The organism is Phenylobacterium sp. (assembly GCF_035276905.1).
Classification (GTDB): domain Bacteria; phylum Pseudomonadota; class Alphaproteobacteria; order Caulobacterales; family Caulobacteraceae; genus Phenylobacterium.
Genome location: NZ_DATELG010000120.1, coordinates 1 through 14,468 on the forward strand (window position 1 = coordinate 1; position 14,468 = coordinate 14,468).

Annotated in this window: 11 protein-coding genes; 3 read left to right on the top strand and 8 right to left on the bottom strand. The window is 66.4% G+C overall.

The genetic code is table 11. From position 1 onward, the window contains the following. The 5 genes from VJS38_RS05475 to VJS38_RS05495 all read right to left on the bottom strand — a co-directional run. On the bottom strand, positions 1–524 hold a 524-nt coding region (locus tag VJS38_RS05475), incomplete at its 3' end, for a biotin/lipoyl-binding protein (RefSeq protein WP_324087145.1). Further along, entirely contained in the window at positions 514–3,744 is a 3,231-nt protein-coding gene (locus VJS38_RS05480; RefSeq protein WP_324087146.1) for an efflux RND transporter permease subunit, read from the bottom strand. The genes VJS38_RS05480 and VJS38_RS05475, both read right to left, overlap by 11 nt. Positions 3,745–3,866: 122 nt before the next feature. Then, entirely contained in the window at positions 3,867–5,246 is a 1,380-nt protein-coding gene (locus VJS38_RS05485; RefSeq protein WP_324087147.1) for a sensor histidine kinase, read from the bottom strand. Further along, complete coding sequence (locus tag VJS38_RS05490; protein ID WP_324087148.1) at positions 5,236–5,922, bottom strand: response regulator transcription factor; 687 nt, start codon at positions 5,920–5,922, stop codon at positions 5,236–5,238. Before VJS38_RS05490 ends, VJS38_RS05485 begins: the two co-directional genes overlap by 11 nt. 58 nt (positions 5,923–5,980) lie before the next feature. Continuing rightward, on the bottom strand, positions 5,981–6,499 hold the full coding sequence (locus VJS38_RS05495) for a hypothetical protein (protein ID WP_324087149.1): 519 nt from the start codon (positions 6,497–6,499) through the stop codon (positions 5,981–5,983). 335 nt (positions 6,500–6,834) lie between these two features. Here VJS38_RS05495 and VJS38_RS05500 point away from each other — a divergent pair, with 335 nt between their 5' ends. Beyond that, on the top strand, positions 6,835–7,344 hold the full coding sequence (locus tag VJS38_RS05500; RefSeq protein ID WP_324087150.1) for a hypothetical protein: 510 nt from the start codon (positions 6,835–6,837) through the stop codon (positions 7,342–7,344). A 106-nt stretch (positions 7,345–7,450) separates the two neighbouring features. Here the strand turns inward: VJS38_RS05500 and VJS38_RS05505 are convergent, their stop codons facing one another. Continuing rightward, positions 7,451–9,175 (bottom strand): hypothetical protein, encoded by a 1,725-nt coding sequence (locus tag VJS38_RS05505; protein WP_324087151.1) that lies wholly within the window; start codon positions 9,173–9,175, stop codon positions 7,451–7,453. Positions 9,176–9,512: 337 nt separating this feature from the next. On the opposite strand from VJS38_RS05505, the gene VJS38_RS05510 reads away from it, so the two are divergent. After that, the gene (locus VJS38_RS05510) at positions 9,513–10,811 is read left to right on the top strand and encodes a chloride channel protein (protein ID WP_324087152.1); all 1,299 of its coding nucleotides are present in this window, start codon (positions 9,513–9,515) and stop codon (positions 10,809–10,811) included. A 102-nt stretch (positions 10,812–10,913) separates the two neighbouring features. Then, a complete protein-coding gene (locus VJS38_RS05515) occupies positions 10,914–12,698 on the top strand; it encodes a chloride channel protein (protein WP_324087153.1) in 1,785 nt (594 codons plus the stop codon). Positions 12,699–12,751: 53 nt separating this feature from the next. Here VJS38_RS05515 and VJS38_RS05520 read toward each other — a convergent pair whose 3' ends face one another. Both VJS38_RS05520 and VJS38_RS05525 read right to left on the bottom strand, forming a co-directional pair. Beyond that, positions 12,752–13,387, bottom strand: coding sequence for a superoxide dismutase (locus VJS38_RS05520; protein ID WP_324087154.1), 636 nt, complete (start codon positions 13,385–13,387; stop codon positions 12,752–12,754). Between the two features lie 105 nt (positions 13,388–13,492). Next, the gene (locus VJS38_RS05525) at positions 13,493–14,074 is read right to left on the bottom strand and encodes a hypothetical protein (protein ID WP_324087155.1); all 582 of its coding nucleotides are present in this window, start codon (positions 14,072–14,074) and stop codon (positions 13,493–13,495) included. Positions 14,075–14,468: the final 394 nt, after the last annotated feature.

The following is a 14,468-nucleotide window of genomic DNA, read 5'->3' on the forward strand; positions in this document are numbered from 1 at the left end:
TCCTTGGCCAACAGACGAGTCCAGCGCGCCGCCGAGACCTTGGCGAACTGTTGGTCGGCGGTGGCGGTGGCGAGCGCCGCTCGGGCCTGGGCGAGCTGCTGATCGAGTTCCGGCGTCTCGATCTCCGCGAGCACCTGGCCCTTTTTCACGCGCGCGCCGATGTCGACGTACCAGGCCTTCACATAGCCGCTGACCTGGGCGTGCAGCACGGCGACGTCGTCAGCCTCGATGCTCGCAGGCAGCGTCAGCTGTTCGCCGCCCGCGTCGGCGGCGGGATGGATGAGGCTGACCGTGGGGACAGCGGCCTCGGCAGCGACGGTCTTGAGCTTCTCGCTCGCCGCCCCGCGGCTCACGACGCCAGCGACCACCACGGCGGCGGCCAAAGCCACGCCGCCCAGGCCTGCCGGCTTCAGCCAGCGTTGCGGCCGATGGTGCAGGACCTCCGGCACGTCGTGTGGCGAGGCAGGCGACGGCGGGCTTTCCTCGGCGAGGTCGTTCACCGCGCCCTGCGGGTCAGGTCGCATAGATCTCTCCTTGGTCGGGGTCGCGCCCCGCGACGGGGTGCGGCGCCGTCTCGGCGGCGCGGCGATGGACGAGGCTGAAGACGACGGGCACGAAGACGAGGGTGGCGAAGGTCGCGAAGATCAGGCCGCCGATCACAGCCCGGCCGAGCGGGGCGTTCTGCTCGCCGCCCTCGCCCAGCCCGAGCGCCATCGGCCCCATGCCGATAATCATGGCCAGCGCCGTCATCAGCACCGGCCGGAAGCGGCTGAAGCCAGCCTCCAGGGCGGCGGTGACGGCGTTGCGCGTCACCTCCAGCCGCTCGCGGGCGAAGCTGACCACCAGGATCGAGTTGGCCGTCGCCACGCCCATGCACATGATCGCCCCTGTTAGCGCCGGCACCGACAGCGGCGTGCCGGTGGCGAACAACATCCAGACGATCCCGGCGAGCGCCGCCGGCAGGGCTGTGATGATCACGAAGGGGTCCAGCCACGACTGGAAGTTCACAACGATCAGCAGGTAGATCAGCGCAACCGCCCCGATCAGACCGAAGATCAAGCCGCTGAACGCAGTGTTCATCGTCTGCACCTGGCCGCGCAAAACGACCGTGGCGCCGGGCGGCAGGTCCTTGGCCGTGTCCTTGAGGGCGCGGCTGATGTCCTTGGCCACGCCGCCGAGATCGCGGCCTTGGGTCGTGGCGTAGATGTCGAAGGACGGCTGGATGGCGTAGTGGGTGACGACCGCGTCTGAGTCTCCGCGGCTGATGTCGGCGAGGCCGCCGAGGATCTGGCCATCGCCCGGACGGGCCGTGCCGATCGGCGTGTTCTCCAGCTTCGACAGGCTGTTCACGTCCTGCTGCGGGCTCTGAATGACGATCGGGTAGGAGACGCCGGTCTTCGGGTTCAGCCAGAAGGCGGGCGCGGTCTGGAAGCTGCCGCTCAGCGAGGTGACCATGGTGGTGGTGACGTCCCGCTCGGTAACGCCCAGACGGTCGGCAAGCGTGCGGTCCACGCTGACGTTCAGCTGCGGATAGTGGCTCGACTGCTGGATCCTCACGTCGGCCAGGCCGGAAACGCCGCGCAATCGATTCAGCAGCATCTGGGCATAGGCCTCGTTCGCCGCACGATCAGGACCGGCCACTTGCACATCGATCGGCGCGGGCGAGCCGAAGTTAAGGATCTGGCTGATGATGTCGGCCGGCAGGAAGGAGAAGGTGGAGCCGGGGAACATCTGCGGCAGATCGTGGCGGAGCTGGCGGACAAAGTCCCGGGTCGGCCGGTGCTTCTCAGCGAGGGTGATGTAGATGTCGCCGTCCTGCGGGCCGATGCCGCCGGTGTTCGAATAGGCGCGGTTGATGCCGCTGACCGGCAGGCCGATGTTGTCGACGATGCTCTCCAGCTGCGCCGGCGGGATGGTCCGCCGGATCTGCTGCTCGATGTGGTCGAACAGCGCCGCGGTGTCCTCGATCCGGGTCCCGACAGGCGCGCGCACGTGCAATGTGATCGCGCCGGAGTCCACGCTCGGGAAGAAGTTCTCTCCCAGCATCGGGACCAGGGTGAAAGAGAGCAGCACCGCAGCCATGAAGCCCGCGATGAAACGGCTCTTGTTGAGGAGCGCGGTCGCCAGCACCGCGCGATAGGCCTCGCGGATCTTGGCGAATTGCGCCTCGAAGCCGTGCTGGAAGCGGACCAGCGGATTACGGGCGGGGGGGCCGTGCGTCCCGCCGTGCGGCTCCATGGAGAATTGGGCGTGACCGCTGGCGTGCGGCTTCAGGAGATACATCGCCATCGTCGGCACCAGGGTCCGCGACAGGATGAACGAGGCGATCATGGCGAAGACGACGGCCTCGGCCATCGGCACGAACAGGAACCCGGCGATCCCCTGCAGGAAGAACATCGGCACGAAGACGATGCAGATGCAGAGCAGCGAGACAAAGGCCGGGGTGACGATCTGCTGGGCGCCGTCGAGGATGGCGGAGCGGACGTCCTTCCCCTGCTCCAGGTGCCAGTTGATGTTCTCGATGGTGACGGTGGCGTCGTCGACCAGGATCCCGACCGCTAGCGACAGGCCGCCGAGGGTCATGATGTTCAGCGTCTGGCCCAGCGCCGAGAGCGCGGCGATCGAGGACAACACCGCCAGCGGGATCGAGGTGGCGATGATCACCGTCGAGCGCCAGCTGCCGAGAAACAGCAGGATCATCAGGCTGGTGAGCGCGGCGGCGATAACACCCTCCTTAGCGACGCCGGCGACCGCCGCCTTCACGAAGATCGACTGGTCGTTGAGCAGCGCCACGTGCAGCGACTTGGGCAGGCTGGCCTGCAGGTGTGGGAGCAGGCTCTTGACCCCATCGATGATCGCCAGCGTCGAGGTCGAGCCGCTTTTCAGCACGCTCATCAGCACCGAACGGCGGCCGTCGACCCGCACCTCGTTGCGCTGCGGCGGCGAGCCGTCGCGGACGTTGGCGACGTCGCGCACGTAGATCGTCGCGCCGTTTACGGTCTTGATCGGCAGGTTGTTCAGCTCCGCGATCGCCGCGGGGCTGTTGTTGAGCTTCACGTTGTACTCGAAGCCGCCGATCTTGGCGGTGCCAGCCGGCACGATCTGGTTCTGGGCGGCGATCGCGGCGGCGACGTCCTGGGCCGAGAGACCCTTTGACTGCAAGGCCAGGGGATCGAGGTCGATCTGGATCTGCCGCTCCTTGCCGCCGTAGGGCGACGGGATCGACGCGCCCGCCACCGAGGCCAGCGCCGGACGGATGAAGTTCTGGCCCGCGTCGAACAGCTTCTGTTCGGTCATGTCGGCGCTCGACAGCGCCAGCTGCAGGATCGGAACCGTCGAGGCGTTGTAGTTGAGGATCAGCGGCGGCGTGATGCCCGGCGGCATCTGCTTCAACACCGTCTGCGAGAGCGAGGTGACCTGGGCGGTGGCGGTGCGGATGTCGACGCCCGGCTGGAAGAAGATCTTCACGATCCCGACGCCAGGCAGCGACTGGCTCTCGATGTGCTCGATGTCGTTCACGCTCGAGCTGAGCTGCCGCTCGTAATAGTAGATCACGCGCCCTGACATGTCGTCGGGTGGCATGCCGCGATAGGTCCAGACGACCGCGATCACCGGGATGCGGATCTCCGGGAAAATGTCAGTCGGGGTCTTCAGCGCCGCCAATGGACCGAAGATCAGGATGAGGATCGCCAGGACGACGAAGGTATAGGGCCGTCGCAAGGCAAGCCGAACGATCGCCAGCATATGGCCGCTCTCACAAAATGATGCGTATGGAGCGGCGAATTGGGACGAGAGGCCGTCCCGTTACGTCGCATTGTGCGCCGCAAAACTAGCTCTGGCCGGGGCCTGGGCCAGTGAATAATAATTTACGGCCGAAAGGACAAATCATCAGTTTTATCAGATGGTTGCATCGCCTTCGGCGCCGCGATGACAACGCGCAGACCCGGAGCCGCATCCTCCAGAGTTAGCTCGAACTCATGCAATCGCATGATGGCCGCCACTATGCTCAGCCCGAGCCCCGATCCAGGGGCCAGCCGGTCGCGGTCGCGTCGGTAGAACCGCTCGAGAACCGAGCTTAGCTCCGACGTTGGAACCCCCGGTCCGTCGTCCCGGACCACGATCCGATAACGTTCGCCCCCATCCTCCAGCCGCACGCGCACATGCCCCCCGCGCGGCGTGAACTTGATGGCGTTGTCGAGCAGGTTGCTGATGGCCTCAAAGAGAAGCTTCGGGTCGGCCTCGATAAACCTCCCCCTCCCCGCCTCCAGCGCGAAGCCGACGCCGTCCTCCTCGGCTAGCGGCGTGTATAAATCCGCGGCGGTGCGCAGCACCGCGCCCAGGTCGATGATTGCGAAGCCCGCTCTGCGAGCGCGGGCTTCGATTTCGGAGATTCGGAGTATCGCCCGGAAGCGGTCGAGCACTTGGTCGAGTTGGTCAGTCACGTGGGCGACCTCGTGGCGGTCGCCGCCTTGCGCCTGCCCGAGGCGCTCCAGGTGGGCACGGGCCCTGGTCAACGGCGTGCGCAGGTCGTGGGCGATGATGTCGGTCGAGGCCTTGGTCTGCGCCATCAGCCGTTCGACTTCACTGATCATGTGGTTCACCGTCTCAGCGAACATGTCGAGCTCGTCGCCCCGGGCGCTGACCGGCATGCGGCGGCTAAGGTTGCCGCCAGCGATGTCGTGGCCGATCACCTGCATCCGCTGAAGCCTTCGCAGGGGCGCCAGGCTGAGCGCCGCGCCGCAGCCCAGCCCGACGAGCAGGATGAGCGAGCCGCTCCAGACGAGGGCCGAGCCGATGATCCGGCGCATCTCACTGAGCTGGCTGACATCACGGCCGACCACGAGGGTTTCCCCCGAGGGCAGTTTACGCGCGATCAGTCGGGTTATGGCCACCGTCCCGGGGGCCGGCGGAATCTCGATAGGCTTTCCGCCGGCCTCTAGATGCGCCGGCAGATGCCGCAAGTTGCCCGTAACGTAACCGCCGTCGGGTCTGAAGACCGCAAAGATGCGGTTTCGACCGCCGTTCAAGGCCAGAGCATCATCGATGCGCTGGCGCAGGCTGGCCCCCGGCGCCGCGGCCAGCGCGTGGGCCTCGGTCTCCAGGATCGAGTCCACGCGGCGGGTCAGGTAGACGGCCGATTGGAGATAGATCATGCCCAGAAGGGCGACCGTCGCCAGGGCAAACAGCGCCCCATAGAGCACTGAGAGCCGAAAGGTCGAGGTCCGCCAGATCTCCTTAAGGCGCATGCAGCATGTAGCCCTGGCCTCGCTCAGTCTTGAATAGCGGCATGAAGCCCGGCAGATCGATCTTCCGCCTGAGCTTGCCCACGTGGACGTTGATCAGGTTGGTGCCGGGGTCGAAGTAATACTCCCAAACCGCCTCAAAGATCATCCGCCGCGTCAGGAGCTGGCCGGCGTTGCGCATCATATATTCGAGCAGTTTGAACTCCATCGGCAACAGCTCGATGCGATGAGGTCCGCGCAGGGCCTCGTGCTTGACGAGGTCGAGCTGCAGGTCCGCGACCTGCAGTCGTACCTCCGGCATCGCGGCCGAAGCGCGCGTGCGGCGGCGCAGCAGAACCTCGACGCGGGCTACCAGCTCCGACGGGGCGAACGGCTTGATGATGTAGTCGTCGCCGCCGGCGCGAAGGCCATCGACGCGGTCGTCGACGTCGCCCAGCGCGCTGACCATCATGATCGGCGTCGTCGATCCGCCTTCGTGCAGCGCCCGGACGATGTCCAGGCCGTCCATTCCGGGCAGCATCCGATCGAGCGTAATGGCGTCGAACGCGGCCTGCCCGGCGCGCAGCAGTCCGCCCGGGCCGTCGAGCCGCTTTTCTACTTCGAAGCCGGCCGCTGTGAGGCAGGCCTCGATCTCGTCTGCAGTCTCGGGATCGTCTTCGATGACCAAGATTCGGCCCAAGGAATCCTCCGCGGGGGACCTTTCTCCCCGCGAAGACGGCGCGCAACCCATGGAGACCTCAGTGCGCCGACATGTCCGCGTCGAAGAGGCGCGACTGCAGGTCTGCCACGCATTGGCCAAAGGCGCTGGAAACCGGATCGAAGCCGATCTCGGCGCAGGCCTCCTGCATCCGGCGATGGTCCTCGTCATTCGACGCGCTGGTGTACGACTTCGCCGGTTTCGCAGCCGGCGGGTCGATATCTTCGCGATAGGCTGCCTGCGCCAACTGGACGGACGGGCCACGTAGCTCGCACTCCGAGAGCGCGACCGTTCCTGGCTTCAGCCCCTGCGCCTCGCACCCGTGACGCACGGCGAGCGCCGTGTTCGCCTCCAGGCGTGCGGCGAACGAATGCGACAGGCTCTCCTCGCAGGCCATGTATTCGGAGTTCGTCCCGCCCGAGATGCCGAGCGTGTTGCGGCAGACCGCACCAATGCGGTCCATCTGAGCAATCGGCAGGTGCTCGGGATTATAGGGCTTCATCGGCGCGCACGCCGCTGAGCCCGCAACCAGGCAGGCGACGCCCAGGCCGAGGGCCACGCTACGCGAATTCTGGCCGTTCCGGAGCGGGATTCGACTCACGAAGATAGATGAGCGGCGGAGCATTGGCTCTCTTCTCCAAGCATAGGATGCACACGCCGAAGCAGCGCGAGCCCTGCGCCTCATTTATAATTTGGATGAAATTGAGCCAGTGAAAGATGTTTTACGCGATGGTGTCGCAAACACCTAATAGAGCAACGCGATCAAGCGCAGAACTATTCACGCCAATGATAGTTCTCAGCTGGGCTGATGCGAGTGAAATATGTTTCACCGGCACCGTGTCCTCTCCCGTGGAAAATCCGAACTCGGATCGCTGCAGGCGACCGAGGGTGGTCATGCGCACGTCACGGGAATGGATCGAACAGACGCTCGGTGAACTCGACCGCTCGACCGCGCCGCTCGCCCCGTCGCCGCGCGCGGCCGCCCCATCCAGGCTTGGGGCAACCGACCAGCTGACATTCGAGGTCATGCTGTCGGAGGAGGAATTGCGGGCGCTTCAGGCGATCTGCCTGGAGGACGAGCTCTCGCCGAAGCAGGCGCTCTCCCAGATCCTCCGCGCGCGGCTGCTCGGCCAGCCGCAGTTCGGTCGTGGCGACCGCGCGCGGCTCCGGGCCTGCGTGGAGCTGCTGCGCGCGATAGAACAGCACGTGGGACGCGCGGCCCGACCGGCGGCCTCGCCAGAGCGGACTGAGCTCGGCCGCGACGTCCTGCGGCAGGAACTGCTGGAACTGGGCGGCTATCTTCGCCAAGTGGGGCGCGGGATCGGGGAAGCCATGCTCGGGAATCTAAGCTACTGGCGCGGCCAAGCAGCTGGTGGCGATCACTCTGAGTCCCCGAGGGGCTGAATCGCCAAAACGCTGCATCTGGAAAAAAGTGCGGCCAGGCGACGAGGCCTGACCGCGAAGTCCCGACCCGCGGGCGCGGGGGGATGTGCGCGCCCGCGGGCGCTTCCTAGAACGGGTAGTAGCGGAAGCTGGTGAACACCATGTCCGCCGAGGTGTGGGGCGTGTAGCCGCCACCGGAGAAGCCATCGAGCATGGTGTGGGAGTACTGCAGGCCCAGACGGACCTGTCCGAACGAGCCCGTGTAGGCCTTGTCCCACAGGCCCGCGGTGATTTGGCTCACCTGCCGGACGGTGGCCGAGCAGGAGCCGCCGACTGTGGTGCAGCCGGCCGCGGTGAAGGCCGCGCCGCTCAGGTTGCCGAAGCCGTAGAACGTATTGCCCAGACGGTTGGCCTCGTCGTTGGCGCGCTCCTTGCCGCCGAACAGGTAGAGGTCGAGGTTCGGCGTGGCGTGCAGGGTCGCGCCGGCCAGGAACATGGTCTCCTGGATCGGGGCGATCTCGCCGTCCGGCTTCAGGGTCGCGTCCGGCAGCTGCGAGGAGCCGTAGCGGCCGATGCCCTTGCCGCTCATCATCGAGGCCTGGACGTCGAGGAGCTTGGGCACGACGGTGTAGGTCACGCCGGCGCCGAAGCCGGCGCCGCTGACGTCCGAGGTGCGGGTCCCGGGCGTCAGGCCTTGGGTGTTGGCCGAGGTCACCGTGATGGTGTCGTAGAAGCTGCGGTAGATGCCGAAGGCTTCGACGTGCAACGGCCGGGTGAGGCCGATGTAGGGCTCCCACGCCGCCTTCACGATGACGTCCGGGATGCGGTTCAGCGACGAGGTGTTGACGCTGTTGAAGCCCGAGAAGGCCGCGCCGACGGCCGGGGCGCCGTTGATGGTGGTGTTGCCGGTGGCCAGGTCGATGACGCTGACGCCGGTCGGCAGCTGGTTGCCCGCAGTGCCGGCGAAGGTCGACTGCGGATTTTCCAGGGATGCGGCCAGCCAGACCGACTTGTCGGCGAAGTCCTTGGTGACGCGCAGCTGCGGCTGACGCGCCCAGGCGAAGCCCGGGACGTACTGGGCGTCGATCGACGGCGGCGGGACCTCGTTACGCGGCGTGATGCCCTTCGAGTTCAGCGTCACCAGCGACCAGTTCTGGCCGGCGAGCACATGCCAGCCATAGTAGTCCCAGTCGATCGTGCCGTAGAGGTTGCGGATCCGCGGGTTGTACGAGTTGCTCTCGTTGGAGTTGGCCGTCTGGGCCGCGCCCTGGAAGTCGAACTCGCCGTACATGGCGACGTGGGTCACCTTGTTGATGTCGCCCTGCGCCAGGAAGCTCAGGCGGCTCTGACGGGCCGTAAAGCGCGTCTCGTCCGAGCGCGACAGGGGCGCGTTCTCGAACGGGATCTTCGCAAAGCTCGAGGAGATGTCCGAGGCGATGTTCTTGTTGCGGTAGATGCCTTCCGCCGCCAGGAAGCCGCCGAGCTGGACGCTCACGCCCTTGTACTTCAACTTGTCGAGGGTCGGCGCCGGCTGGGCCGCGACCTCGGTCTTGACGGTGTCAGGAATGCGCTGGATCTGGTCGTCGAGCTTGGCCTGGGCGGCTTGGGCCTGGGCGCTCGCCTCGTCGGCGCGCGCGGTCGAGGCCTGAACCTGGGCCTGCTGCTGCTGGACCGTGGCGGTCAGTGCCTGGACCTGCTCCTTCAGCGCCTGGACTTCGGCGGCGAGGCCCGCGTTCGGGTTCGCCTTCTCGCTCTTGTGATGCTTGACAGCCGCGTCAGCGGGCCCGGCGGCCCACAGCGTGCAGCCCACGAGAATAGCCGCCCCAGACAGGAGCGATGCTTTTGTTTTCATGAATATATCCCCTCACCCAGGCCGCTTTGCGCGACCGGTGGGGGGTTCGCTATTCACGCGCAGTGAAAGAACGGTCACAGATTTGCGACCGTTTCATGAAAATCATTACTGTCTCCAATCTAGGGGAGCTCCGCTACAGTTTTATGACAATTAGCCGACAATTCTGACGCGGTGCACGGAGACGACGCGCCTGGCGCGCAGGCGAGCTGTGCGATGGCGTCCGACTCACATCGTCATCCGAGCTATTGCGGCGCGTCTGGAACCCGCGCATACGGCTCGGGTGGTCCCGCGTCCCGCAGCCTTTGAACTCCACACCCGCCGGCGGCGGCATACTCTGATGGCCCGTTTGCACGCGCGACGCGCGTGGCGCACGAGCATCGTCGTTGCTGTAGCCGTGCTGGGCGGTATAGCCGCGGCTGGCTACGCTGAACTCTGCGATCTCATGATGGAGCTCCACGGCCGCCTCTATGCCACGGCTCGGGGGCCGGTCCTGCTGCTGTTGCCGCTGGGATTTGGCCTCGCGGCCTGGCTGACCTCGCGCTTCGCGCCCGAGGCCGCCGGAAGCGGCATTCCTCAGGTCATCGCGGCGGCTGAGCAGCGCTGGCGTGGGAGATGGGGCGGACAGCGCGTGACGCTCAGGACCGCTATGTGGAAGGTCGTTATCTCGGCCCTGGTTCTGGTTTGCGGCGGCTCGATCGGACGCGAAGGCCCGACGGTGCAGGTCGTCGCAGGGATTCTGCGCTCGCTCACCCGCGGCCTGCGCGGCGGGGCCGGACGGCGTGCAATCATCATCGCGGGCGGAGCCGCCGGCGTGGCGGCGGCTTTCAACACCCCCATCGCCGGCGTTGTCTTTGCGGTCGAGGAGTTGGCGAAGAGTTTTGAGCGGCGCACCAACACCGTGGTGATCCTGGTGGTCGTGGTCGCTGGCTTCACGTCCTGGGCCCTGCAGGGCGACTACGCCTACTTCGGCGTGCTGGGAGCGAGCCCTGCGCTGGGAGCCGCTTGGCTGGCTGCGCCGGCGATCGGATTGCTCGGCGGCGCTTTCGGCGGCGTGTTTTCCAAGATCCTCGGCGCGGTTATGGGCCCGGGTGAAGCGCCGCTTGCACGTCTGCGCCGAACCCGCCCAGTGAGTTTCGCCGTAGGCTGCGGCCTGATTGCGGCGCTCTTCGCCATCGTCTCAGGCGGCTGGACCTTCGGTGCGGGCTATAGCGAGGCCAAGTCGCTGCTGACGGATCATCCGGGGCGCGGCTTCGGATTCGCCATCTGCAAGTTTGGCGCAAGCCTCGCCGCAGCGGTCGCGGGCCTTCCGGGAGGCATCTTCGCGCCCTCGCTGGCCACTGGCGCAGGCCTCGGGGCCGCAATCGCCAGACTGGGCGTCGGCGTGGCCGGCCGCGACGCCGTGGTGCTTGGAATGACCGCCTACCTCTCGGGGGTTGTGCAGGCTCCGCTTACGAGCGCGGTCATCCTGATGGAGATGACCCGGGACCCTGGCCTGGTCGGCCCCTTGATGTTGGCCTCGCTGATCGCCCGGTGGGCGTCTAGCCTGATCTCGAAGGAGCCGATCTATCACCTGGTCGCAAGGAACTGGCTCCTCCGGGTCGAGAAGACTGTCGCGCAACCTGCCGCAGGAATCTGATGTCGGAGCAGCTCTCGCCACGAGACTGCCTCAAAGGAAGCTGGAAAAGATCGTGCCGCGATGTACAAGGGCGGCAGTTCTCCGAGCTTGAGGTTCTTCTGTATGACCGCGAGTGCGCCGCCTGCGCCAAAACACGCGCGCCCGCTGGGCGACTTCAAGGCGGACCGCCGGATCCTGTTGCTGGTCGCGATGGCGGTCGTGGTTGGCTCCGGTGGCGCGGGCGCGGCCTGGCTGCTGATCAAGCTGATCAACCTCGTCACCAACCTCGTCTGGTTCGGACGGCTGGATGTGGCGTCAGCCTCGATGGCCCACGCCGCGCGTACGCCATGGATGGTGGTGGCGCCGGTCATCGGCGGTCTGGTCATCGGCCTGATGGCGCGGTTCGGTTCGGAGAAAATTCGCGGCCATGGGATCCCCGAGGCGATCGAGGCGATCCTGATCGGCGGGAGCCGGATGTCGCTGAAGGTGGCGGTCTTGAAGCCGATCTCCTCGGCGATCTCCATCGGCACGGGCGGACCGTTCGGGGCGGAAGGCCCGATCATCATGACCGGCGGGGCGATCGGCTCGCTGTTCGCGCAATGCTTTCATCTGAGCGCGGCGGAGCGGAAGACCCTGCTTGTCGCCGGCGCCGCCGCCGGCATGACCGCGATCTTCGGGACGCCGGTGGCGGCGGTGCTGCTGGCCGTCGAACTGTTGCTGTTCGAATGGCGTCCGCGAAGCTTCATTCCGGTCACGGCCGCGGCGGTCGTGTCGACCTGCTGGCGTCCGCTGCTGTTCGGCAAGGGCCCGCTTTTTCCGTTCGCAGCCGGCTTCGAGCTTCCCTGGTGGGGCCTGTTGGCCTGCGCGGGCATGGGCGTCGTCGCGGGTCTGCAATCGGGTCTGCTCACCAAGCTGCTGTATGGTGTCGAAGACGCCTTCGAACGCCTGCCGATCCACTGGATGTGGTGGCCCGCCCTCGGCGGCCTGATCGTTGGTCTGGGCGGTCTGGTCGAGCCGCGCGCGCTGGGCGTCGGCTATGACGTGATCGGTGATCTGCTGAACGGCCATCTGCTGGCCGGCGCGGTCGTAGCCATCCTCCTGGTGAAGGCGGTGATCTGGCTGGGCGCTTTGTCGTCGGGCACTTCGGGCGGCGTCCTGGCGCCGCTGCTGATCCTCGGCGGCGCCATGGGCTGGCTGGTCGGCCTCGCCCTGCCCGGCCCTCACAGCATGTGGGCGCTGCTCGGGATGGCGGCGATGCTGGGCGGCACGATGCGGGCGCCCCTGACCGGCGCGGTGTTCGCGGTCGAGCTCACCGGAGACATGCACATGCTCACCCCGTTGCTGGCGGCGACGGCGGGGGCTTATGCGGTGACGGTCTTGCTGTTGAAGCGTTCGATCCTCACCGAGAAGATCGCCCGTCGTGGCCAGCACATCACGCGGGAGTATGGGATCGATCCCTACGAGCTGACCCGCGTGCAGGAGGTGATGATCAAGGAGGTCGATACCCTCTCCGCCGATCTCTCGATCGCCGCGGCCGTCGCCGTGCTCGAGACCGGACGACACCGGATCTATCCAGTCGTCGACCTGCAAGGCCGGCCGGTCGGTCTCGTCTCCCGAGCCGACGCGCTGCAATGGCGGATCGAAGGCGGACACAAGGGCGAACAGATCGCGGACCTGATTTCCGACGCCAGCCTCGACGTCGTCCATCCGGAGGACGTCGTCACCCGCGCCGTCGACCTGATGCTGCAAGGTGGCCAGGGTCGGCTGCCGGTAACCGACCCGAAAACCGGGCGCCTGGTCGGCCTCGTCACCCGCAAGGACCTGCTCCAGGTGCGCGCCAGCGTCACCCAGTCTGAGGGCGAGCGCCGGGCCTATTTCTCGCCGACTAAGCGGCCGGTCCGCGTCTGAGCTCGGGATGGGCGCCGTCCGGAGCGAGGACGGCGCCGGTCGGGTTCATATCTTCAGGCGTTTGGCGCCGGATAGGTCCACGCGCTCCCGGCGCCCGCCGCCGCCGCGTACTGCTGCTCCGCAAAGCTCCAGTTGGCGAGCCGATCCCACCAGCCGGTCAGGAAGCCGGCGCGATCATTCTGGTGGTCCAGGTAGTAGGCATGTTCCCAAAGGTCGCAAACCAGCAGCGGCGTGACGCCGGGCTCCGTGATCACGCCCTCGCCGTCATGGGTGGTGGTGACCGCCAGCGCGGAGCCTTTGGCCACCAGCCAGACCCATCCGGAGCCGAAATGTCCGCCCCCCTCTTCCTTGAACTTTGAGCCGAGCGCCGCCAGCGAGCCGAACGCTGCGACGATCGCATCGAGGAGCGCGCCCGATGGCGCGCGGTACTCGCCAGTCATGCTTTGCCAGAAGAAGCCGTGGTTCCAGGCCTGGCCGGCGTTGTTGAAAAGCTTGCGTTGACCGTCGATGGCCGCCTGCTTCACCAGCGCCTCGAGCGGGCCGCGAGCGGCGGGATTGTTCGCAACCAGCTCGTTCACCACGGCCACGTAGCGGGCGTGGTGCTTGTCATGGTGCAGCCGCATGGTGGCGGCTGAAATCGTCGGCTCGAGCGCTTCGTAGGGATACGGCAGATCGGGCAGCTGGAACATGGAGAACCCCTAAGGCTGTTGCGGGAGCCGCCACTCGGCGGGAGGCCGGGGTAAATCGCACCACGATGTAATGCAACCTCTCAAGAGCGTTACTCGCGCCTGCTATTATATCGTGATACGAGCTTTCTGCCGCTGAACGAGGGCCGCAAGGTGGAACAACTGATTGAGGTCGCGCACGTGAACGGCGCCTGGTTCCTGCGGGCTGGCGGCTACATCGAGCCGACGCTCTTTCTCTCCGGCGGGCGTGCTGAGCTTGCGGCCCGTCGCTTGGCGCGATGTCTCGCCGCTATAGGCTGTGAGGCGCGCGTGCACATCCATGACAAGCAAAACATTCTGGTCGGTGATCATCGCTATTTCGCAAGCTGAGCGAACGAAGAGCGCCTCGGCGCTCGGCTCAGGCGTGCGCCCAGCGCATCGGACTTGGCCTGAGCGTCCCGCGTGATTATCCTCCGGCTGCTCATACGACGCCGACCGTAGATCGCGTGGCAACTGCATCGCTACACGATGCGTTTTCAGGGCGTGAAATGGGATGTGTTCAACGCTGCGTCGGGTGTTGTCGGCTTGGCTGCAATTGGAGCCGGCTTCGGACTCGCTTTCGGTATACTCACCGGTCTTGCGAAGCTCGCATTCTGGGCGCCGTTTGCGATATTCATCGCCCTCCAACTTGTCGGCATGGCGATCGATCATCGGACTCAACGCTGAGGGCGCCTGCCAGCGCCCCGAAACACAGTTCGCGAGTGTGGCTCCGAGGGCGCGCCTAAAACCGCCTCGGCGGAGGACCAGCCATAGACTTTTACGGCCCCGGTGGGACGCTGCGCCCGCGCCTAGGGACTTGCTCCGACATCGTTGTATGCCGCGGAAGGACGCTGTCGTTCCGGCGGTTGATGTAGGCGAACAGGGGTGTCTCCGTCTGGGTTTGGGGGAGTCCCCTTGCGCCTGCGACCTTGGCCAACGGACGCGCCGTCCTCGCATGATATTCCGCTGGACAAACCGCGCCGCAGGACGCGCGTTCCCGAAAGATACATCGGAACCCGATGCGTGTGGGGCCATTGAGCTGGCTCCAGGCCACACATCGTGGACG

Coding starts and splice junctions, on each gene's coding strand:
- VJS38_RS05480 (WP_324087146.1), bottom strand. CDS start 3,744: ATGCTGGCGATCGTTCGGCTTGCCTTGCGACGGCCCTATACCTTCGTC.
- VJS38_RS05485 (WP_324087147.1), bottom strand. CDS start 5,246: ATGCGCCTTAAGGAGATCTGGCGGACCTCGACCTTTCGGCTCTCAGTG.
- VJS38_RS05500 (WP_324087150.1), top strand. CDS start 6,835: ATGCGCACGTCACGGGAATGGATCGAACAGACGCTCGGTGAACTCGAC.
- VJS38_RS05505 (WP_324087151.1), bottom strand. CDS start 9,175: ATGAAAACAAAAGCATCGCTCCTGTCTGGGGCGGCTATTCTCGTGGGC.
- VJS38_RS05510 (WP_324087152.1), top strand. CDS start 9,513: ATGGCCCGTTTGCACGCGCGACGCGCGTGGCGCACGAGCATCGTCGTT.
- VJS38_RS05515 (WP_324087153.1), top strand. CDS start 10,914: ATGACCGCGAGTGCGCCGCCTGCGCCAAAACACGCGCGCCCGCTGGGC.
- VJS38_RS05520 (WP_324087154.1), bottom strand. CDS start 13,387: ATGTTCCAGCTGCCCGATCTGCCGTATCCCTACGAAGCGCTCGAGCCG.
- VJS38_RS05525 (WP_324087155.1), bottom strand. CDS start 14,074: ATGATCGATCGCCATGCCGACAAGTTGGAGGGCGATGAATATCGCAAA.